The sequence below is a fragment of the Sphingobium sp. TomMM15 genome, assembly GCF_055397045.1.
In genome coordinates this window covers 757,792-777,901 of the sequence record NZ_AP027315.1, presented here as the reverse complement: position 1 = coordinate 777,901, position 20,110 = coordinate 757,792, and the positions used below count along the sequence as shown (strand labels likewise).

Below are 20,110 nucleotides of genomic sequence, written 5' to 3'. Positions count from 1 at the left end.
AGTATCATTCCCTCGCGGAGTCCACGCCTTTACGGCAGACCCCGCGCGAGATTTATGCTTGTGACGGCTTGTCCACCGCCTGGGCGATCTTCATCGCCAGATCTTCAGCAACCGGCTTCAGCATCGGTCCCAGCAGCAGGTTGAGAACCGGCCCGGTGGCTCCGCCCGCCTGAACGTTCAGCCGGAAAGTGATCTGCGTGTTCGGATCGCCCGCATCTGCCACGGGCGCTGCTGCTTGCACATCGACGCTGTTCGTGACGCGCCGCAGCAACCAGCGGGACAGGCGTTCCCACAATCTGCTCAGCCAGCCGCCGGAAGGAGAATGCGCGGGGACGGCGGCGGGTGGCGCGGCATTCGGCATGCCGCCGCCCAGATCGATCGCCAGAAACTCGCCCGAGCCGGTGACAGGCTCCTGCAGACCCTGCATCACGAAGGTGACGCGGCTAGGCTCGTTCCATTCCGTGACCTGGACCTTGAACTCCGCGCTGCGGGTCAGGCCGCCCAGTTCGCCCTTCACAACCCAGATGGATTCATCGCGGTTGATCTTCTCGTGGCGCTGGTAGCCTGTGAGGAACGGCGCCCAATTGTCCATGTCCTCGACGAAATTCCAGACCTGAGGCAGGGAGGCGGTGACCGTTGTGGTATGTTCGACTTCGGGCAATGTCGCCTCCTTTTCAGAACCTGTTGACGCTGGACGCCGCCTCGCGTCCGGCGATGTGGCCGAAGACCAGGCCCGGCCCGATCGTGGCCCCGGCGCCCGGATAGGCCATGCCGGTGAACCCGCCGGAGACGTTCCCCGCCGCGTAAAGGCCGGGGATGCGGCCGCCCCTGACATTCACCACTTCGGACTTGGCGTTGATCTTCGGGCCGCCCTTTGTGCCGAGCACGCCGGAATAGACACGGCAGGCGTAGAAGGGGCCTTGCTGGATCGGCCCCAGCGATTGGAGTGCTCCTTCGCGTGACGGGTCGCCATAATGACGGTCATATTTGCTCCGGCCACGGTGGAAGTCGGGGTCTTCACCCCGTTCGACATTCGCGTTGAAACGTGTAACCGTGTCTTCAAGGCCATCTGGGTTTACGCCGATTTTCTCCGCCAGTTCGCGCAGCGTCGGCGCGGATTCGAGCCATGCCGGAATCGGATCGCCCGGATAGCGCGTGCCGAACGGATATTTGTCGAGGAAAGTCGAATCGAGGATGATCCAGGCGGGCAGGTTCGGATAGTCGAACGCCACTGGGTCGAAGTTGCGGAAGGAGCGGCCAACGTCATTATAATTGTGGGCTTCGTTGACGAAGCGCTTGCCCGCGCGGTTGACCATGATCGAACCGGGCGAGGCTCTTTCGCCGACCACCATGCGGTTGAGCTGCTGCCCTTCATATTCGTCGCCGGGGATGCGGATCATCGGCATCCACCAGGCTTCATGGGCATTGGCCATGCTCGCCTGCGCCTCGGCCGCCATGATCAGGCCGTCGCCCTCGTTGAAAGGCGGGCTGAGCGGACCTTCGATGGGAGCGCCCATCAGGTCGGTCGCCATGTCCTTGTTCCATTCAAAGCCGCCGCTTGCCAGAATGACGGCGCGACGGGCGCCGATCCGGACCATACGACCATCCTGTTCAACCTCGATGCCGACAATGGCGCCATCGTCGATCACCAGGCGGCGGCCACGGGCGTTGCGGCGAAACTCCACGCCCTTGTCCACCGCGCCCTTGATGAGGCCAGCCATCAGCGCCATGCCGGTGCCCACCATGCCCTTAGCGAGGCGGTCGCCGATGATTTCGGGGTCCAGCATATTGGTTCCGTCATCAATGTCGGTCATCGCGACAGGCAGCGGGAAGCAGGGGGCCGAACGCAGATGCGCGCGCAGTTCCCCCAACTCGCCCGCAGGAAACAGGCCGGGGCTTACGGAGCGGCCGAAGGTGCCGCCGGGATGTTCCGGGTGATAGTCCGGCGTCTTGAGCGCCCGGAACGCCAGCTGGGTCTCTTGCTCAAGGTAACGCAACACGCCTGGCGCTTCATCGACATAGGTTTCGGCCAGTTCGATGTCCATTTTGCCGAGCGAAAGGCTGCGAAGATAGGTGAGCGCCTGTTCGCGCGAGTCGGTCGTTCCAACCTCGTGCATGTGGTGATTGTTGGGGATCCACGGCACGCCGCCCGACACGGCGCTCGTCCCGCCCAGCTTGTCGCTGCGCTCCAGCACCAGCGTCTTGCAACCGCGATGCTGCGCCGCGATCGCGGCGGAAACACCCGCCGCGCCGGAGCCCATGACCACCACGTCGAAAACCTCATCCCATACCGGCATTATAGCTCTCCAGTCGCTCGCGGTTCGCGCCGCTTCCTATGTCGTTTGCACTTGTCACGCATGGCTGCGGCCCTTGATCAGGTCCGCGGCCTTTTCGCCGATCATGATGGCGGGCATATTGGTGTTCCCGCCGACGAGCGTCGGCATCACCGACGTGTCGGCGACCCGTAGCCCGCCAATGCCCCGGACCCGCAGGCGGGCATCGACGACGCTGTCATCGTCCGATCCCATCTTGCACGTACCGGCCGTGTGATAATCCGCACTTGCGTTGGCACGGATGAAGGCGTCGATCTGGCTGTCAGTCTGTACGGACGCGCCCGGCGACAATTCATCGCCGCGATAGGGATCGAAGGCGGCCTGTCCGAAAATCTGGCGGCACACGCGGATGCCGTTGCGGAAATCGACCATGTCGCGGGCATCGCTGAGGTAGCGGTGATCCACGACCGGGGCGGCATGCGGGTCGGGCGAGGCCAACGTCACATGGCCACGGCTGTGGGGCCGGACGACGCAGACATGCGCCATGAAGCCGTGGCGCGGCATCAGGCCTGTCAGCGTGTCATTCATCAGCGCCAGCACGAGCGACAGCTTTATGTCCGGCTCAGCGATGTCCGGTTGCGATCGCACATAGGCGACCGCTTCCATGCCGGTGCTGGCGAGCGGCCCCGTGCGGAAAGCCAGATATTGCGCAAAGGCCAGCGCCCCCTTCAGCGGGCTGACATATTGATAATGGGATACTGGCTGCGTCACCGCCTGCTTCACATAGGTGGACAGATGGTCCTGAAGATTTTGACCGACGCCGGGCAGGTTATGGACCGGGTCCACGCCGACCTGCGACAGGGCCGAAGCGTCACCGATGCCGGACAGCATCAGAAGCTGGGGCGAATTGATGCCGCCGCCGCAGAGGATCACCTCGCCGCCCGCACGGAGGTCAAGCTCCTGCCCTTTTTCACGGATGCGAACGCCGACGGCGCGGCCATTTTCGACCAGTATCTTCAGCACTTGCGCGCCCAGACGCACCTCCAGGTTCGAGCGCGAGCGAAACGGCTTTATGTAGGCGGTTGCCGCGCTCCAGCGGCGGCCCCGGCTGACGAACATGTCGACGGGACCGGCGCCATCGCGAACCGCGCCGTTGGTGTCGTCATTATAAGGGTAGCCAGCTTCTTCGCAGGCTTGCAGGAACGCCTTGGCGAGTGGATTGTGGACGCCGGGGCGGCTGATCCTGACCGGCCCGGAGTGACCGTGCCACCGCGCATCGCCGCCCGGCTCGTAACTTTCGGCCCGCTTGAAATAGGGTAGCACGTCCTCATAGGACCAGCCGGAATTGCCCAGCGCCGCCCACCGATCGTAATCGCTCGGCGTGCCTCGATCATAGATCATGCCGTTGATCGAGCTGCCGCCTCCCAGAACCTTGCCACGGGGGAGGAAAAGGACGCGGTCGTTCAGCTCTTCCTGCGGCGCGCTCCTGTAGTTCCAGCTATGCTTGCCCGACGTCAAAAGCGGCATCAGCCCGCCGGGCGCATGGATGAGGGGATCACGGTCAGTGCCCCCCGCCTCAAGCAGGATTACCTTGTGGCGGCTGTCTTCCGACAAACGGTTGGCGACGGCACAGCCCGCCGCTCCCGCGCCGACAACGATATAGTCCGCGTTCAATGGCCGCACTCCGGCAACGAGATCCGTCCATCGTTAAGGGGAGCCGCGCCGCAACAGCCGACCATCGCACAGTGGCGGAAATGCAAATGACCTTGCAACGATCCTACTCCTCCAGGACGCATTTCGCCCCAATTTTTCCCCGGACGCCGTGATGCGCCCCGATCCACTTTATGCGACCCTTGTCACATTACGCAATGGCGGCCGACCGCAGCTGTCTCAACTTACCTCCGCAGGCACCGCGACCTCTACCTGGCCATCCACGACACGTGTTTCAAACGTGCGGAGCGGCTTGTCCGTCAGCTGACCCTTGGGATTTCCGGTTCGCAGGTCGAAGGGCATGCCATGTTCGGGGCACAGCACCATGCAGCGCCTGATGCGTCCGGCTGCCAGGGAAAAAGCGCGATGCGTGCATTCATTTTGCACACAGAAAAACTCTCCGTCCGCATGACACAGCAGAAGGTCCAAGCCGTTCACTGTTATCGGCTTGCTGCTGTTGTTCGGCAGATCGGCGGCCGCAGCGACGGGAAGGAAGTCGGCGCTCATGCTATGGTCAAGCCTCCATCAACGACAAATTCGGCACCCGTCACATAGGACGTCTCTTGCGATGCCAGGAACAGGGACATGTTCGCGACATCTTCCGGTCGGCCCAAGCGACCGAGCGGGATCGGCGCAGTGGCGGCGTCGATAGCGGCCGGATCGCCCTGAAGCAATTGGTCGACCATCGGCGTTTCGATCGTGCCGGGATGCACCGAATTGCACCGGATGCCATAGGGCGCTTCATCGAGCGCGACACTTTTGGTCAGCGCACGAACGGCCCCCTTGGTAGCGGCATAAGCAGCGCTTCTGTGAACGCCCGTCAATGCGGCAATGGACGAGATATTGACGATGGAACCGCCGCCATTGGCGCGCATGTGCGGGATCACCGCCTGGCAACCCAGGAACGTGCCCCGCAAATTGATTTCGAAAAGGCGGTCAAGCATGGCGACGGGTGTGTCAGAAACATATGCCGCATGATAGATGCCCGCATTGTTCACGAGAATGTCGATGTGCCCGAACCGTTTGAGGGCGTCGGCGGCGAGTTCCTGCCATCCCTCCTCCTGACGGACATCCTGCGATCGGGACAGCGCAACGCCGCCTTCCTGCGTGATGGACGCCGCGACCGCCGCAGCGCCCGCTTCGTCAAGGTCCGTCAGGATCACCGACGCACCTTCCCGAGCGAACAGGCGGGCGGTTGCCCCGCCCATGCCGTGCATCGAGCCAGCGCCTGTGATAATTGCCGTCTTGCCAGACAGTCGACTGCCCAACGCACCTCTCCCTACAGTCCGCTCCATATCCGGCGTGATCGACCACCACAGCCTTTCAGAGACAGACAAATGTCATATAAGGACCATCTATCGCGCCAGCGGAAAGCTGTAAAGCGATATCGTGCGCTAGGATACTATTTTTGCAACATCGGAGTTGACAGCCGTTTTCGAACCGACTTCACTTGAAACCTCACCCCGCTATGATATGGTTCAATGATGAAAAAACAGGGACTGGCGCCGCTCAAAGGTAAAGCGGAGAAAATATCGGCGAAGATCAAACCTCACAGTTTGAAAACAGATTCCGAGCCCAATACCCTTCAGTTTCTTCAAAGCGAGTTGCTTTCCGAACGGGAGAAGCTGGGGCAGCGCGCGCCGGGCAGAGCCCGCGTCGACCGGATCATCGAAGCGACGATTGAACTGCTCAAGGCGCATAAGCCAGCTGACATCTCCATCGCCATGATCGCCGATCATGGCGGCATTACCCGGACATCCATCTATTCCCACTTCGCCAGCGTCGACGAGATATTGGGCCAGATCGCCATCCGCTTCGTCCAGCAGACTGGCGTCGAAGTTGAACGCTATGTTCGGCGACGCAAGCCGGAAAGCCTGGAGCAATTGGTCACGTTGATGATCAAGGGAATCCAGGATTATTTCAACCAACCCAGTCCAGCAAAGCCGGGCGCCCTCGCCCGTCACATTCCGTTCGAATCCCGCCATTTGGTGCGGGATTTCGACAAGGTTGCCGCCCTGCCCTACCATACTTTGTGGCATACGGGCTGGGCGATCGAACCGCTGTCGGAAGAAGACCCGTTTCGTACCCTTGTCATCATCCAGTCAGCCATTTTCGAAGCCAGCATCCAGCAGCAGGGCAAGATAACGGATCTGGCGGTAAAGCAGGCGACAGAAGTCGCGCTGGATTTTCTCGCTCGGGCCGAAGCGCGTTACGGTGCGGCCCCGGAAGAAACCACGACCGCAGAGCCCACGCCGGAAGACAGAATAATGGCGGCCGCCAGAACCCTGGCCGCGCATGACGACCCGGCACTCATTGAGATGGCCACGGCGCAGATCGAATTGCTCGCGTCCACGGTCACCAAATTGGCGGCCAAGCCCGCGGCGAGGCGTCGCAAGAAAGCGTGAATTGAGCAATGCCGACGCTGTGTCGGCACTTTCGCTGAGGGTCCCCGGCGCTGAAGTTCCCCGGCCCAGCGTACACGGCTGCTGGGCGGGTGGCGGCGAAGGACGAGTCGTTCGCCTTCGCATCACCGCCGCATCTCCGTAACCCGGCATCCGTCCGATTACGGCATTGTTCCGCGCCCATGATGCCGACGCGGTTAGCGGCGGCGCGGCTCCCTTGCCCCCCTTTGCCCTTGCTTTTCAACGCCCGACAAGCGTCAGATATTGGTCGGCGATCACCGGCTTGGTCCTACGGCCTATTATCCAACTTTCCATTATGTCCGGAATGGGTTTTCATATGATCCGTGGCTGTCCCAGGACGAGCCATCGGTAATCAGATTTATAGTCGCGCGAAAAATGACGCGACAAACGGAAAACCGACAACAGACATGAATGGAGGGGATAACATGCGGACCTTTACAGGAACTTCGCTATTGGCGCTCAGTTTGGGCGTGATGGCACCCGGTAGCGCCTTGGCGCAAGCTTCGGCGGACTCGAAACAGTCCTCGTCGGCTGAGCTGGCGGACATCATCGTCACCGCCCAGAAACGGGCCGTGCCGTTGCAGGATGTCCCCGTTGCCGTGACGGCTTTCACCGGCGAGGCTATGCGCGCGTCCAACCTGGATGCGTTGACCGGGCTGCGCGGCATGGTGCCGGGCATGACGATCTCGCGCTCCGGCGCTGCGCTCAACACGCCGCAGATCAGCTTGCGCGGCATCTCGCTTCAAGATCCGAACCGCGCCGTCGAATCCGGCATCGGTTTCACCATCGACGGCATTCCGCTGGCATTTCAACGCGGTACGCTGCTCGACGCGTTCGACATCGAACGACTGGAGATTTTGCGTGGTCCGCAGGGCCTGCTGTTTGGTCGCAACACGACGGGCGGAACGGTGAACGTCATCCGCTCCCGTCCCGATCCCGACGCTCCCACAAGCGGCAGGCTGCGCGCGACGGTGGGCAGTTTCGGACGAACGGACTTTGAAGGTGTCGTGATGGCGCCGATCATCCCCGGCCTGTTGGCGGTCAAGGGCGCGATCGCGATCAAGAAGCATAATGGCGAGTTCCGCAACAGCATCACCGGCGATCGCGAAGGCAAACGCGATATGCGGGATTATATGCTGTCGCTGGTCGCTACCCCTTCAGACCGAACCAGCATCTACCTTTCGCTGGAGCGGATGGAGGATGATAGCGAAGTGCCGCCCTATGTGCCGGTCCTGACCCCCGACCTTATTCCGCTGACCGGCCCCAAGCTGCTGACGGCCAATGGTCTGGGCACGCTGGGATATCCGACTTATGTCACCGGGCAGAATATACAATGTCTTAATCCTGCGACCTCGATCGTTTGCAGGCCGCTCAGCAAAAAGCGTAATGATGTCGAGACGACGCAGTTTCCGGCCTATTACAATCTTAATGCAGTGACGCTGGAAGTCGCGCACGAACTCGATGGCGTAAAGTTGGTGAGCCTGTCGGGCTATCGTGAGGACGAAGAAGACCAGCTCGGCGACTTCGACGCGACCCGTTTTGCGATACAGCGTAACGACAAGCGGGAAAGCTCCTGGCAGTTTTCGCAGGAGTTGCGTGCGGAAACGCAGTTCGACGGCCCGATCAACTTCGTGGCTGGTGCATTCTTCATCGAATATGCGTTCACCGCGCGGCAGTTCCCGTCGGTCGATTTTGCCGGACTGTCGGCGACTACCGCGCCGGGCACGGCCTACTTCAACTCGCTCAACGCCTATCGCATCCGGCAGAAAAGCCGTTCCTTCGCGGTCTTCTTTCAGGGTGACTGGGACATTACGGACAAGCTGCGTCTGACGGCGGGTGCGCGGCAGACATGGGATCGCAAGCAGACGAACTTCACGCTGTGGGGAAGGCTACAACAGCCGATCCGCGATCAGTTCGTGCTTGGCCCGCAGCAAGGGCCGGTGAGCGCCTCGGTCAAGTTCGACGAGCTGACGCCGCGCATCGGGTTGCAATATAAGATCCAGCCCGACCTGCTGGTCTACGCCAACTGGAGCCGGGGCTATAATGCGGGCGGGTTCAACGGCCGCGCGGGAAGCATCGTCAACGCCGTCATTCCCTATCGTCCTGAAATCATGGATGCCTATGAAGTCGGCTTCAAGAGCGAATGGTTCAACCATCGGGTTCGCCTGAACGTCGCGGCATTCCACAACACGCTGAAGGACAAGCAGGAAGATGTCCTGACGGTCGCACCGGGCGGCGGCATTGTTACGGCAACGGTGAATGCAGCCAAGGCCCGATACAAGGGCGTGGAGGCCGAGCTGGCAGTGGTCCCTGTCGCCGGATGGACGATCACCGGATCGGCGGGCTATCTGGACGCGAAATATCTGAGTTTCGTCGGGAATCTCGCGGGTCAGGGCCTTGCGGACCTCTCGGACCTGAAGCTGCGCCGTACGCCTAAATGGACCGCGGGCCTGATCTCCGACTATGCTTTCGATCTGGGGGCAGGCCGAGCGGGACTTAATGCCGCCGTCTATCATACGTCGCGTTACGAAACGAGCGTTCTCAATGATCCACGCGGGTCGATTCCCCCGGTGACCAAGGTCGACCTGGCCATGCGTTACCAGTTCCCGGTGCATGACAAGCTGAACATGACGCTGACTGGCTTCGTCAAGAATGTGACGAACAACACCACTTATGACGGATTCACGTCCAGCAACACGATCGGGTCGTTCATCGACTTTGCGATCCCGTCGGTCGGCCGGACCTGGGGCGTGTCTCTGGCGGCAGACTTCTGATGGGGTTGGAGGATCTCATCCCGCGCAATGACAGGATGGCGCTGTTGCAGAATTGCTGGGTCGTGGCGGACCTGGACGATGCGATGGAGCGGTGGCTGTCCATGGGGGTCGGGCCGTTTTTCCGGCGCGACTCCGACTATCCTGACGCATTGTATCGCGGGCGGCCCGAGCCGCTCGCTTTCAGGGCGGCGCTGGCGCAGGCGGGGCCGGTTCAGATCGAACTGATCCAGCAGACGAGCAAGGGGCCGTCCGCCTATCGCGACATGGTTCCCGAAGGCCAGACCGGTTTTCATCATATGTGCCGGATAGTTCACAATGTCGGCGAAGAAATCGGGCGTCTGAAAGCGCGAGGCATAGAGATGGCGAGCGAGTTCCGGTCGGTCGGCGGGGCGCAGGTCGCCTATGCCGACACCCGCAATGAACTGGGCTGCATGCTGGAACTGGTGCCCGCAGAGCCGGTGTTGATCAACCTGTTCCGCGACGTGGCGCAAGCCGCGCAAGATTGGGACGGGACCGATCCCGTCCGCATGCTGGAACTTAAAGACGGCCCGGCCGCACAAGTGGGAGGATCACAGTGAAGACAGAGGCAGCCAAGACGCTGGACGAAGTTACGTTCGCGACGACGGCGGATGTCGTAATCGCGGGGCTGGGAGGGGCTGGCGCTTCCGCCGCGATTGCAGCGGCCGAAGCGGGCGCAGAGGTTTTGGTCATTGAAAGGACCTCTGGCGGGGGAGGCTCCACCGCCATGTCCGGTGGGTTCATCTATCTGGGCGGCGGCACGCCTCCGCAAAAGGCCAATGGCTTTGCCGACACGCCGGAGAATATGGCCCGGTTTTTAAAGGCCACGCAGCCGAAGGCGGCCGTGGACAAGATCGAGGCCTATTGCGAGGGTAGCGTCGGCCATTATGACTGGCTGATGTCGCTGGGCGTCACGTTCAACGAACGCTATTTCGACGGCAAGCATTTCCACCCCCATAGCGATGAAACGCTGGTGTGGACCGGAAGCGAAGCCTGCTGGCCTCTGTCTGAAGCGGCGGAGCCTTTCCCGCGCGGTCACAAGCCGGGCGGCGGATTTGTCGGGCATCTGCTGTTCGACCGGTTGCTCCAGCGCCTGCATGAACTCAAGGTGCGCGTCGTCTACGATGCAGCGGTCAACGCGCTGGTCCGGGACGAGGAAGGCGCGGTCGTTGGCGTCCAATATCGGCAGGAAGGCCGCAACATGGCGGTGGCGGCGCGCAAGGGCGTCGTGCTGGCGACCGGCGGTTGCGAGTGGGACCGGGAACTCGGCCTTGCCCATGGATCGAAAGCTGGACGGGAGGGCATCGCGCCTCTGGGCGTGCCGACTGCTGACGGATCGGGCATAGCGCTGGGCCAGAGCATGGACGCGGCGACCGTCGGGCTGGATCAGAGCATGATCACATCGCCCTTCTATCCGCCTGCCAGCCTGGTCAAAGGCATATTGGTGAACAGCGCGGGCCGCCGTTTCGTGGCGGAGGACGTCTATCATGCATGGTCCACGGATGCGATTTTGAACCAGCCCGAGGGCAAGGCTTACCTGATCTGCGACAATGTCAATTTCGGCAGGCCGGAGCTTGGCGACATCCGATCCGAGCGCAAGCATGAGGTCGTCGATGCCTGGGACAATATACCGGAAATGGAAGCCGACCTTGGCATGCCCGAAGGGTCGCTGGTGGAGACGATCGGCAATTATAATCGCTATGCCGCGACGGGCTATGACGAGGAATTCCGGAAGAACCCCAAATGGCTCGCCCCGATTTCGGAGATACCCTATGCCGCGATCGATTGTTCGGTAGGTTCGGCCTATTTCTGCTGCATCAGCCTGGGCGGCGTTGATACTGACGTCGATGGCCGCGCGCTGAAAACCGATGGCACGCCCGTTCCCGGCCTTTACGCGGTTGGTCAGGTGGCCCCCAATCTGTCGGTGGAAGGCTGGGGCTATGCGAGCGGTCTGTTGATCGGCGGCGCGACCTTCTTCGGGCGCAGGGCAGGCAAGGCCGCCGCCGCCGAACCGGCTCGCCACGCTCTCGATCCCGGATCGAAGCGCCCCGAATTACCGGCAGATGTCGCCTGATCACGCGCGCGTGATCGGCCGCCCCCCAAATCTAACATTTCAGGAGCATTTCATGACATCCACCCCCACGGCCAATCTCTACGAAAGATTGGAAGAAGATCCCTGGCGCTTCCTGGAGCTTAGCCAGGAGGAACTGTTCGACCTGGATTATGCCGAAGTCGAAAAGATTCAGCTCGCCCTGTTCCAGCGGCGATTCCGCGATTTGAAGCCCAAATTGCGCGCGCTCCAGCGTCTGGCCGAGGAAGTTGGGCTAGAGGAAATCAGCGGGTTCGATGACCTGACGCGTCTGGCGATGCCGCACACCATGTTCAAATCCTATTCCGCGCTGGACGTGCAGAAAGCGCGCTTCGACAAGCTGACCCGCTGGCTTCAGGCGCTTACCACGCACGACCTGTCGGGGGTGCATGCCGAACATTGCGAGTCGATCGAACAATGGTTGCTGGAAGTCGAGCGTTCGACGCCGCTGCGGCCGGTTACCTCATCGGGGACGAGCGGCAAGATTTCGCTCTTCCCCCTCAGTACCGTCGAAGAAACCCTGTTCGTTGACAAGAACACCTATATCGTCGAGCCATATCGCGACGAACCGGGTATTTACGCAAAGAGCGGCGAATATGTTTTCGTCTGTCCGTGGCCTTCGCGTTACGGCCGTCACAACATTCCGCTCATCATGCGTGTTCTGAAGGAAAATTGCTACGACGGCCGTGAGGACATGTTCATCACGCTGGATGATGGCACGCTGACCGCTGACGAGATGTGGCTGAACGGACGGCTGCAACGGGCACAGGCGCTGGGCGAGGAATTGGAGCTGAGTCCGGCCGAGCAGGCAATCGCCAGTGCGCTCGCAACCCGTGCGTCCAATGCGGATGAACGATGGACCCGCTTCATCGAACATGCCGTGGTTGGCCTGAAAGGCCAGAAGGTCATGTTTTACGGGGCTCTCATGAACCTCTACCTCATGGCCGAGGCGTGCCGGAAGATGGACATCTTCGTCGAATGGCATCCCGATTCCATGATCATGACCGGCGGCGGGAGCAAAGGGTTCAACTTCCCCGAAGGGTGGCGCGATGTCGTCGCCGAGCGGTTCCCGCATCATGTGCCGGGGCGCGTCAAGGAAGTCTATGGCATGACCGAATCCAGCTCGACGGCGGTCTGTTGCCCCCATGACAAGCTGCATCCCCTGCCCTGGGGCATCACGCACCTGATGGACCCGGCAACCGGTCAATCGCTACCGCGCACCGGCACGCAGACCGGACGCATGGTCGTGTTCGATCCCATGCCCACCACCTTCTGGGCCGGGGTCATCACGGGCGATCAGGTGACGGTCCATTTCGACGGCGGATGCGCATGCGGGCGCAAGGGTCCGTTCATGGACAATGACATCAACCGCATTTCGGAACTGAATGGCGGCGACGACAAGATCGTGTGCGCCCGCACGCCGCAGGCCTTCCAGAGCCTGGAAGATTTCCTGGCCAAGGCGTCCTGACCCAATCTGTCTCGGAGTATCGAAGATGAAAGAATATACTATCCCGCTCATCATCCGGGGCCGCATCATAGAAGATGACCTGGTCCGCTTTGAAGGACGCCGGGGCGAAATCGCGTTCCTGACCCCCGACGTGAACAAATATCTGGACCAGATCGTCCTGCGCAATGGCGCCGACCTTCAGGATTATTATTCCGTCAGCCTGGACAATATTCTCGACTTCCTGGAGGAATTGGGCCGCAGGCTGCACCCGGACACGAATCCCGACATTCGATTGGCGCTGGAAATGAACATGCAGTCGTCGGGCCAGTCGCCCGACATATTGCGCACCGCCTATGTCTCCTTTGCCGCCAATCTGCGCCGGACCATCGTCGAGGAAGCCGTCGATCAGAATATCGGCCGCGACTATCTGGAAGGCTGGAAGGCGAGACCACTGCACGATCGCGACGCGATGGTGCGCGCCTTTGGATCGCGCATCGTTCACCTGAACGCAGGCAACGCACCCAATGTGGCGTTGCACGCGGTGATCAACGGGGCCGTGCTGCGGTGTGACAATATCGTCAAAAGCCCGTCGAACGACCCTTTCACCGCCGTCGCCATCGCGAAGACGATGATCGCGATGGACCCCGACCACCCAATCACCCGCCACATGACCGTCGCCTATTGGAAGGGCGGGGACCTCGGCTTTGAGAAGAAGCTGTATGACACGCGCAACATCGACAAGATCGTTGCGTGGGGCGGCCCTGCGTCGATGAACCACATCCGCCAGCATCTGACCTCCGGCCTCGACCTGATCGCGCTCGATCCCAAGGTCAGCGCCTCGATCATAGGCGCGGAAGCGCTGGAATCAGAGGAGCAGATGGGCTGGGTCGCCCAGCAGTTGGCCAAGGATTTCGGCTATTTCAATCAGGAAGGCTGCGGCAACAGCCGCCTGGCCTATGTCGTGTGCGGCAGTGATGATTCATCGCTCGACCGGCTGAACCGCTTCGGCCGACTGGTGCATGAAGCGTTGCAGGCCCTGCCCGCCGCCTATAGCTCCCCCCACCCCGCGTTCGACCCGGTGCTGCGCGACGAGATAGAGGGTATCCGCTATTCCGACGATTATCGCGTGTTCGGCGTCAAGGCGAATGAGGGCGGCGTTATCGTATCGCAGCAGGCGGAGGCGGTTGAATTCAGCGACCGGATCGGTGGGCGCGTCATCAATATCATTCCCGTGCCAGACCTGGATGCAGCTGTGGCCGCCGTCACCATCCACACCCAGACGATCGGCATCTATCCCAATGCGGCGCAGGCGGAAATTGCCGACCGATGCATGTTGCGAGGGGCGCAGCGCCTCTCACCACTGGGCTGCATCGCTTATGAAGGGCTGGGTTATCCGCATGACGCCATGGAAATCATGCGCAGGCTCGCCCGCTGGGGTGTTCGCGAGCAATTTGACGAAGCCGTTGCGGAGGCAGGCGCCGGGATGATGTGCGCCGCCTGACGAGGCGGGCACATTTTGAAGGGGAGCGGGATCATGGATTCTCCGATTGGCCGCTCAATATTACGATCTTCCCCGATCGGGCGGCTCCGGTCAAAGCTCCCCTTCCTTTTTTTTGGCACCCGGCGAGACGGCGCCCCGCATCAGACTTGGCGGTATCGCTCGTCGATAAGCTGGACGGCCTCTTCTTCCCAATTGTCCAATATGTGACTGATCTGGTGGCCGATCTCCGACATGATCTGCCCCACCAGCATCGGTGAAAGGACAATGGAGATGATGGAAAAGGCCGCAACTTGCGGGTCGGTATCCGCCCGATAATATCCCTGACTTACCAATGTCCGGACCAATTCCTGCATCCGGATGAAGCTGCCCTGCGATTTCTTCTGCCGGTAGGAATGCCACACGGTCGAATAGGGGCGGAAACTTTCGATCAGGACCACGCTGGCCGTGCCCCGATGAACTTCCAGCACCTTCATCCAGGCACTGACAATCTTGCGCGTGGCGTCCTGGCAGTCGGTCAGGAACAAGCTGTTGAGATCATTGAGTATCTGCGCGATGTCGCTGCTCAGATTGTCCAGCGCCGCGTCGATCAGGCCGTTCTTGCCGTGATAATAATAGTGGATCATGCCGGCATTGGTGCCGGCGGCTGATGCGATTTCCCGCGTCGTCAGATCCAGATGACTCTTGTTCCGCAAGCCATGCTCCATTGCATGGAGCAGTTCGTTCGACACTTCGCGGTTGTCGGAGACCGTAGGCCGACCACGCGCGGAACATGCGCCAGGGCGGGCGTCGCCTGCGTTCGTCATGGGTACCTCTCCATCACTTTATCGATGCAGTCACTCCCGCCGACATTGTCCCATGAAAGGAAGAGAGGCGCAACCGCTACCGAAGGTGGCAGCGCTGCGCCTCGCTCATGGGTCGATTGATCTTACTGCGGAAGCTGGTGCAGCGCGCAGAGCTTGTTACCGTCCGGATCGCGCAGATAGGCAAGATATAGAGCCCCCATCGGCCCTTCACGGACGCCCGGGGCATCCTCAATGGAAACGCCGCCATTGGCTACCCCAGCCGCATGCCACGCGTCCGCTTGCTCAGGACCCTGAACGGCGAAACCGATTGTGCCGCCATTGGCATGCGTTGCGGGCTGGCCGTCAATGGGCTTGGTGATCAGCAGCGACAGGCCGTTGTGCATGTAGATCAGCCGTCCGTTATCATCGACGAAGGCCTGTGCGCCGCCCAGCGCCCCAAGCGTCGCGTCATAGAAGCGCTTTGATTTTTCTATGTCATTGCTGCCAAGCACGATGTGCGAAAACATGAAACTCTCTCCATAAAATGCCGTCCTTGCGGGCGGGAATGTGCAGATGGGAGCTGGTTATATTTCGAAGTAACTGACATCTGTCAATAACAGCATGGACTGTAGATTGACAGATGTTAGTCAATCAGCCGTTCAGGCGGGAGCGAGCGCGTCCTGCTTCGCCTCTCGCAGGCAGGACTGAGCAGCCCTGCGGCCTGTGAACACGCAATCCGCGAGGGAAAGGCCGCTAATGTAGGTGCGCGATGGTATGCTTCCGGTGGCCCGCCCCGCAGCATAAAGGCCCGCTATGATGCTGCCATCGGCGCGCCGCACAGCGCCTGTCGCCTCTTCGAGCGCCAACCCTCCCAAAGTATGGAAGGTGATGAAGCTGTAACGGTTGGCGAGGGACACATTCATTGCGACATAGGGACCATTGCCGAGCGACTTAAGATGATCCTTCAGCTTTGAAAAGTCGTCGTCATGCCGGTTGCGGACCATGTCTTCATAGCGCCGTACAGTCTGGCGCAGACGATTGGGATTGATGCCGCATTTTTCCGCAAGCACGTCCAGATCCCTTGCCCGCTTGGTGCCGCCAAGCATAAGATTCAGCATGGCGGGCGCGCCAAAACGCATGAATGCGTCCAGGCCATCCGTTGCCACCTGGCGCATCGCCTTGCGAATGTCTTTGGTGGACATGATCAGCCACGCCTTGCCCTCCGGCTGATCGGCAATGGCTCGGCCCAGAGTGCCGACATAGACGGCTTCGTTGGCAAACCGCTCCCCTGCCTGATTGACGAGAATGCCATCCAGCAACGCCGCCGGAGGAGATTGGACCCGGCCGACGAACATCGCGTCCATGCCCACGGTATCCGCGCCCAGCGCCGTGCCCATCTGCACGGCCGTGCCATCGTCACCCAGAGTGCCGAGGCGCATCATGGTCTTGTAATGCTTGCTCAGCATGGGCGCATGTTGGCCGAGCATGTCGAGGTTGAAGACGAAACCGCCCGTAGAAAGGATAACGCCAGTCTTCGCTCTGATATAGCGCAACTGGCCATGCTCCCGCTCCATGACGCGGGCAACCTTGCTCGCGGCTTCGGCCTTGCTCTCCTTGAACGGAGCGGTAGGCGGGAACTTGTCATAATATTTCTGATGCTCGGCATGTTTGGCGGCCGGAAGCTCCAGCGCAGCGACGCCGACGACGCGCCCGTCACTATCGACAACGAGGCTCTGAACGATCGTATGCAGCTTCTTGCGAATGGCTGACCGATCCGCGGTCTCGCGCAAGGCGCGATACAGCTTGTTTCCGGTAAAGCCGCGCCCCAGCGTCCGGTGCCCTCGCGGTGCGGGCCGGGCGTCGCGGCAATAGGCCTCCACCTTCTCATTGCCGGAATATTGCAGGAAATAGCCTTCCGGCGGATAGGTCGTCTTTCCGGTGTAAAGTTTGGTCCCGAACACGACGCCATGCGACTGCAACCATTGCAGATTGCCTGCGCTTTGATCGCAAAAGCGTTTCAGTGTCTCCGGCTGAACGACATCACCGACCTCCAGCCGAAGATATTTCAGCATGTTGTCGGGATCGTCCTCAACGCCGTTTTGCCGCTGAATGTCGGTCCCTGCCGCATAGACGACGCCGCCGCTGAAGGCCGTTGCGCCGCCGCCATTGAAGCGGTCTATGGCAATCACGCTGGCGCCGTTTTCCACCAGCTCGAGCGCTGCACAAATTCCCGCACCGCCATAGCCAACGACGACGACGTCGGCTGCATCGTCCCATTGGAACATGTCCGCATTGTCGATGGAAATCACCGGCTGACCATCTTGGGAAATCATTTCATCTCTCACGCCGTCATTTCCTTCGAAGATATTTCCGCGCCGTAGTTCATCATCGATCCGCACAATCCGCTTTTCCGCAAGCGTCCGATTACAACCTCATGCCGCCGCTCGCCTGAATAATCTGTCCGGTGAGCCAGCCGGATGCCGGGGATGCAAGGAACAGAACGATCTGCGCTATGTCGTCGGCGGTGCCGATGCGGCCCAGCGCGGCCATGTTTTTGAACATGCGCATTGCCTCCTCACTGTCCCGATAGCCGTTGATGAGGTCGGTATCGACCGGTCCAGGGGCCACAGCATTGACGCGAATATTGCGCGGCGCAAGCTCAACAGCCATCGAAACCGTGAACGAATTCACCGCCGCCTTGCTCATGGCGTAGGCGAAGCCGGGCGGCTGCGCCATCAGCCCGCTCATCGACGAGATATTGACGATCGCGCCACCATCATTGAACCGCTTCAACGCCTGTTGGGTGACCAATATCGGCGACTTGAAGTTGACCCGATACATGCTGTCGATTTCTTCTTCATCGATCGTGGTGATGGAAGAGGTTCGTCCCGCGCCGGCATTATTGACCAGAATATCAAGTCGCCCTCCGGCCTGTTCGTCAAACTGCTGGAACAGCTGCCCGACCCCTTCGGAATGGCTGAGGTCCGCCTGCACAATCACCGCATCGCCGCCCGCTTCGCGCACTTCGGCCGCCGTCCGTTCGGCGCCTTCGCGGCGAGAAGAATAGTGCGCGACGATCCGCGCGCCGCTTTGCGCCAGGGCAACGGCGATCTGCCGACCAATGCCTCCCGAGGCGCCGGTCACCAGCGCAACCTTTCCGTCCAATACAGCCATCTCACACCTCTCCTAATCAATTGCCCGACGCTTGAGGCCGGGCCAGCCGTCTTCACAAGACGGCGTCTTACGGTGTCATTACGTGACTAATGTCTGACAAACTGTCAATACTGCCCGCATATGTCCTTGATATGCGGTCGGGCTGACAGAGAGGGGAAAGGCCATTGTGTCCGCCAATCCGCCGTGTCATAGAAGCGTATATAAGACGAATGTCATTTAATTTCTGGAGAGGTCATGACTGAGGAGTTCGACTTCATCATTGTGGGCGCGGGCAGCGCCGGTTGCGTACTTGCAAACAAGCTTTCGGAAAATCCATCGAATCGGGTGCTGCTTCTGGAGGCCGGTGGCGAGAACAAGCACATGTTCGTTCGCATGCCAAAGGGCGTGGCGAAGCTGGTCGGCGACCCGACATTCGCGCAATATTTCCCTGTCCAACAGCCGCGTGAAGAAGGACTGGACGCGAGCGAGATCTGGCTGCGGGGCAGAGGACTGGGCGGATCTTCCGCCATTAACGGCATGATCTATATCCGGGGCCAGCCTGAAGATTACGAGCAGTGGGAAGAGCGCGGCGCGAGGGGATGGGGTTGGAACACCATGCTGCGGTCCTTCAACGCCATTGAAGATCATGAGCTTGGCGCATCCAACGAGCATGGCGTCGGTGGTCCTGTGCATGTCTCGACCTCCAAGTTCCATTATCCGCTTGCAGATCGGATGATCGAGGCGGGCAAGCAAATGGGCTTGCCACGCAACGACGATTTCAACGCCGGGAGCCGGGAAGGCGTCGGCTATTATCATTATAATATCAAGAACGGGCGCAGGCAGAGCGCGGCGGTCGCTTTTCTGGACCCGATACGCCATCGGCCCAATCTGGTGATCCGGACGGGCGTACAGGTGGATCGCATCATCATCGAACAGCGCAGGGCGAAGGGCGTCATGTGCAGGATCGGCGGGCGCAAGACGGAGTTCCGGTGCCGGGGCGAAGTCATCGTGTCGGCAGGCGCGATCGCATCCCCCAAGCTGCTCCAGCTTTCGGGGATCGGACCAGCCGAGGATTTGAAAGCCGCAGGCGTCGATGTCATTATGGACAGCCCGGACGTAGGCCGACGGATGCAGGAGCATCCCATCTACGGCATCAACTACGACTTGCAGGGCGAGAAGGGCCTGAACCATCGCTATCGCGGCCTGGGTCTGGCCCGTAGCCTGGCCGAATATTTCCTGTTCAAGGGCGGCCCGATGGCGACGGTCCCGCAGGAAGTCGGCATCTTTGCCCGCAGCCGTCCGAGCGTAGCCCGTCCGGACATTCAGTGCTTCGTTGGTGGCGTCACCCTGGCGCAGGGCGAGGCGGATGTTGCGGTTCCGACCAACGGGGTCAACAAGACACCCGGCATGATGATCGCCACCGCGATGCTGCGGGCCACCAGCGAGGGTTGTCTTACCATTACGTCGCCCAATGCCGACGATCCTTTGCGCATCCATCCCAACTGGCTGACGACGCAGGAGGATTGCGAGACGGCGGTTGCGATGGTGCGTTTCGTGCGCAAGTTGATGACGCAGCCCGCCATCGCTCCCTTCGTGACGCGCGAGATCGCGCCGGGGCTGAACGGTAATGACAGCGATGACCAGATACTGACGGCGGTGCGCCGCCATCTGAGCTGCGGCACCCATGCCGTGGCAACGTGCCGGATGGGCAGCGATGATGAATCCGTGGTCGATCCACGCACGCGCGTTCGCGGAGTGGACGGCCTGCGGGTGATCGACTGTTCGATCATGCCCAACCTGACCTCTGGCAATACCAATGCACCGGTAATGGCGATGGCCTGGCATGCGTCATCGCTGATCCTCGAAGACGCGCGCTGAAGGCGATGCAGGCAGCCGCGAGCAAGACCCGCAAAGGGCGTGCGCGGCCAGCCAAGGGATAG

The 20,110-nt window shown here is 61.0% G+C and carries 16 protein-coding genes; 7 read left to right on the top strand and 9 right to left on the bottom strand.

The annotated features are described in order from the left end of the window. Positions 1 to 52: 52 nt before the first annotated feature. The 5 genes from ACZ51H_RS16290 to ACZ51H_RS16270 all read right to left on the bottom strand — a co-directional run bounded on the left by ACZ51H_RS16290 (position 53) and on the right by ACZ51H_RS16270 (position 5,251). A complete protein-coding gene (locus ACZ51H_RS16290) occupies positions 53 to 661 on the bottom strand; it encodes a CoxG family protein (protein WP_464803091.1) in 609 nt (202 codons plus the stop codon). Between the two features lie 13 nt (positions 662 to 674). After that, on the bottom strand, positions 675 to 2,297 hold the full coding sequence (locus tag ACZ51H_RS16285; RefSeq protein WP_449468940.1) for an FAD-dependent oxidoreductase: 1,623 nt from the start codon (positions 2,295 to 2,297) through the stop codon (positions 675 to 677). A gap of 54 nt (positions 2,298 to 2,351) precedes the next feature. Further along, positions 2,352 to 3,956 carry a GMC family oxidoreductase gene (locus ACZ51H_RS16280; protein WP_464803090.1) on the bottom strand — a complete coding sequence of 535 codons (1,605 nt, stop codon included), beginning with the start codon at positions 3,954 to 3,956 and terminating at the stop codon, positions 2,352 to 2,354. A gap of 207 nt (positions 3,957 to 4,163) precedes the next feature. Further along, positions 4,164 to 4,490, bottom strand: coding sequence for a Rieske (2Fe-2S) protein (locus tag ACZ51H_RS16275; protein WP_196227127.1), 327 nt, complete (start codon positions 4,488 to 4,490; stop codon positions 4,164 to 4,166). After that, positions 4,487 to 5,251 carry an SDR family NAD(P)-dependent oxidoreductase gene (locus ACZ51H_RS16270; RefSeq protein WP_464803089.1) on the bottom strand — a complete coding sequence of 255 codons (765 nt, stop codon included), beginning with the start codon at positions 5,249 to 5,251 and terminating at the stop codon, positions 4,487 to 4,489. Before ACZ51H_RS16270 ends, ACZ51H_RS16275 begins: the two co-directional genes overlap by 4 nt. Before the next feature lie 288 nt (positions 5,252 to 5,539). On the opposite strand from ACZ51H_RS16270, the gene ACZ51H_RS16265 reads away from it, so the two are divergent. The 6 genes from ACZ51H_RS16265 (at position 5,540) to ACZ51H_RS16240 (ending at position 14,235) form a co-directional block, all read left to right on the top strand. Then, positions 5,540 to 6,388, top strand: a complete 849-nt coding sequence (locus tag ACZ51H_RS16265) for a TetR/AcrR family transcriptional regulator (protein ID WP_464795389.1) — start codon at positions 5,540 to 5,542, stop codon at positions 6,386 to 6,388. Positions 6,389 to 6,831: 443 nt separating this feature from the next. Continuing rightward, on the top strand, positions 6,832 to 9,180 hold the full coding sequence (locus tag ACZ51H_RS16260; protein WP_464803088.1) for a TonB-dependent receptor: 2,349 nt from the start codon (positions 6,832 to 6,834) through the stop codon (positions 9,178 to 9,180). After that, entirely contained in the window at positions 9,180 to 9,758 is a 579-nt protein-coding gene (locus tag ACZ51H_RS16255) for a VOC family protein (RefSeq protein ID WP_464803087.1), read from the top strand. Before ACZ51H_RS16260 ends, ACZ51H_RS16255 begins: the two co-directional genes overlap by 1 nt. Next, positions 9,755 to 11,272, top strand: coding sequence for an FAD-dependent oxidoreductase (locus tag ACZ51H_RS16250; RefSeq protein ID WP_464803086.1), 1,518 nt, complete (start codon positions 9,755 to 9,757; stop codon positions 11,270 to 11,272). The genes ACZ51H_RS16255 and ACZ51H_RS16250 overlap by 4 nt, the downstream gene beginning before the upstream one ends. 52 nt (positions 11,273 to 11,324) lie before the next feature. Continuing rightward, positions 11,325 to 12,755, top strand: coding sequence for a long-chain-fatty-acid--protein ligase (locus ACZ51H_RS16245; RefSeq protein WP_464803085.1), 1,431 nt, complete (start codon positions 11,325 to 11,327; stop codon positions 12,753 to 12,755). A 25-nt stretch (positions 12,756 to 12,780) separates the two neighbouring features. Next, a complete protein-coding gene (locus ACZ51H_RS16240; RefSeq protein ID WP_464803084.1) occupies positions 12,781 to 14,235 on the top strand; it encodes an acyl-CoA reductase in 1,455 nt (484 codons plus the stop codon). Positions 14,236 to 14,375: 140 nt separating this feature from the next. Here ACZ51H_RS16240 and ACZ51H_RS16235 read toward each other — a convergent pair whose 3' ends face one another. The 4 genes from ACZ51H_RS16235 to ACZ51H_RS16220 all read right to left on the bottom strand — a co-directional run bounded on the left by ACZ51H_RS16235 (position 14,376) and on the right by ACZ51H_RS16220 (position 18,191). Next, positions 14,376 to 15,038 carry a TetR/AcrR family transcriptional regulator gene (locus ACZ51H_RS16235; RefSeq protein ID WP_464803083.1) on the bottom strand — a complete coding sequence of 221 codons (663 nt, stop codon included), beginning with the start codon at positions 15,036 to 15,038 and terminating at the stop codon, positions 14,376 to 14,378. Between the two features lie 122 nt (positions 15,039 to 15,160). Then, on the bottom strand, positions 15,161 to 15,544 hold the full coding sequence (locus ACZ51H_RS16230; protein WP_460988908.1) for a VOC family protein: 384 nt from the start codon (positions 15,542 to 15,544) through the stop codon (positions 15,161 to 15,163). Between the two features lie 132 nt (positions 15,545 to 15,676). Beyond that, a complete protein-coding gene (locus ACZ51H_RS16225; RefSeq protein ID WP_464803082.1) occupies positions 15,677 to 17,362 on the bottom strand; it encodes an FAD-binding protein in 1,686 nt (561 codons plus the stop codon). A gap of 79 nt (positions 17,363 to 17,441) precedes the next feature. Beyond that, positions 17,442 to 18,191 carry an SDR family NAD(P)-dependent oxidoreductase gene (locus ACZ51H_RS16220; protein ID WP_464803081.1) on the bottom strand — a complete coding sequence of 250 codons (750 nt, stop codon included), beginning with the start codon at positions 18,189 to 18,191 and terminating at the stop codon, positions 17,442 to 17,444. Positions 18,192 to 18,425: 234 nt separating this feature from the next. On the opposite strand from ACZ51H_RS16220, the gene ACZ51H_RS16215 reads away from it, so the two are divergent. Then, the gene (locus tag ACZ51H_RS16215; RefSeq protein ID WP_464803080.1) at positions 18,426 to 20,048 is read left to right on the top strand and encodes a GMC family oxidoreductase; all 1,623 of its coding nucleotides are present in this window, start codon (positions 18,426 to 18,428) and stop codon (positions 20,046 to 20,048) included. The last annotated feature ends 62 nt before the right edge of the window (positions 20,049 to 20,110 follow it).

Excerpts from the sequence above, each read along its gene's own strand:
- ACZ51H_RS16285 (WP_449468940.1), bottom strand. The coding sequence starts at position 2,297 with ATGCCGGTATGGGATGAGGTTTTCGACGTGGTGGTCATGGGCTCCGGC.
- ACZ51H_RS16215 (WP_464803080.1), top strand. The coding sequence starts at position 18,426 with ATGACTGAGGAGTTCGACTTCATCATTGTGGGCGCGGGCAGCGCCGGT.
- ACZ51H_RS16275 (WP_196227127.1), bottom strand. The coding sequence starts at position 4,490 with ATGAGCGCCGACTTCCTTCCCGTCGCTGCGGCCGCCGATCTGCCGAAC.
- ACZ51H_RS16235 (WP_464803083.1), bottom strand. The coding sequence starts at position 15,038 with ATGACGAACGCAGGCGACGCCCGCCCTGGCGCATGTTCCGCGCGTGGT.
- ACZ51H_RS16220 (WP_464803081.1), bottom strand. The coding sequence starts at position 18,191 with ATGGCTGTATTGGACGGAAAGGTTGCGCTGGTGACCGGCGCCTCGGGA.
- ACZ51H_RS16255 (WP_464803087.1), top strand. The coding sequence starts at position 9,180 with ATGGGGTTGGAGGATCTCATCCCGCGCAATGACAGGATGGCGCTGTTG.
- ACZ51H_RS16245 (WP_464803085.1), top strand. The coding sequence starts at position 11,325 with ATGACATCCACCCCCACGGCCAATCTCTACGAAAGATTGGAAGAAGAT.
- ACZ51H_RS16240 (WP_464803084.1), top strand. The coding sequence starts at position 12,781 with ATGAAAGAATATACTATCCCGCTCATCATCCGGGGCCGCATCATAGAA.
- ACZ51H_RS16230 (WP_460988908.1), bottom strand. The coding sequence starts at position 15,544 with ATGTTTTCGCACATCGTGCTTGGCAGCAATGACATAGAAAAATCAAAG.
- ACZ51H_RS16260 (WP_464803088.1), top strand. The coding sequence starts at position 6,832 with ATGCGGACCTTTACAGGAACTTCGCTATTGGCGCTCAGTTTGGGCGTG.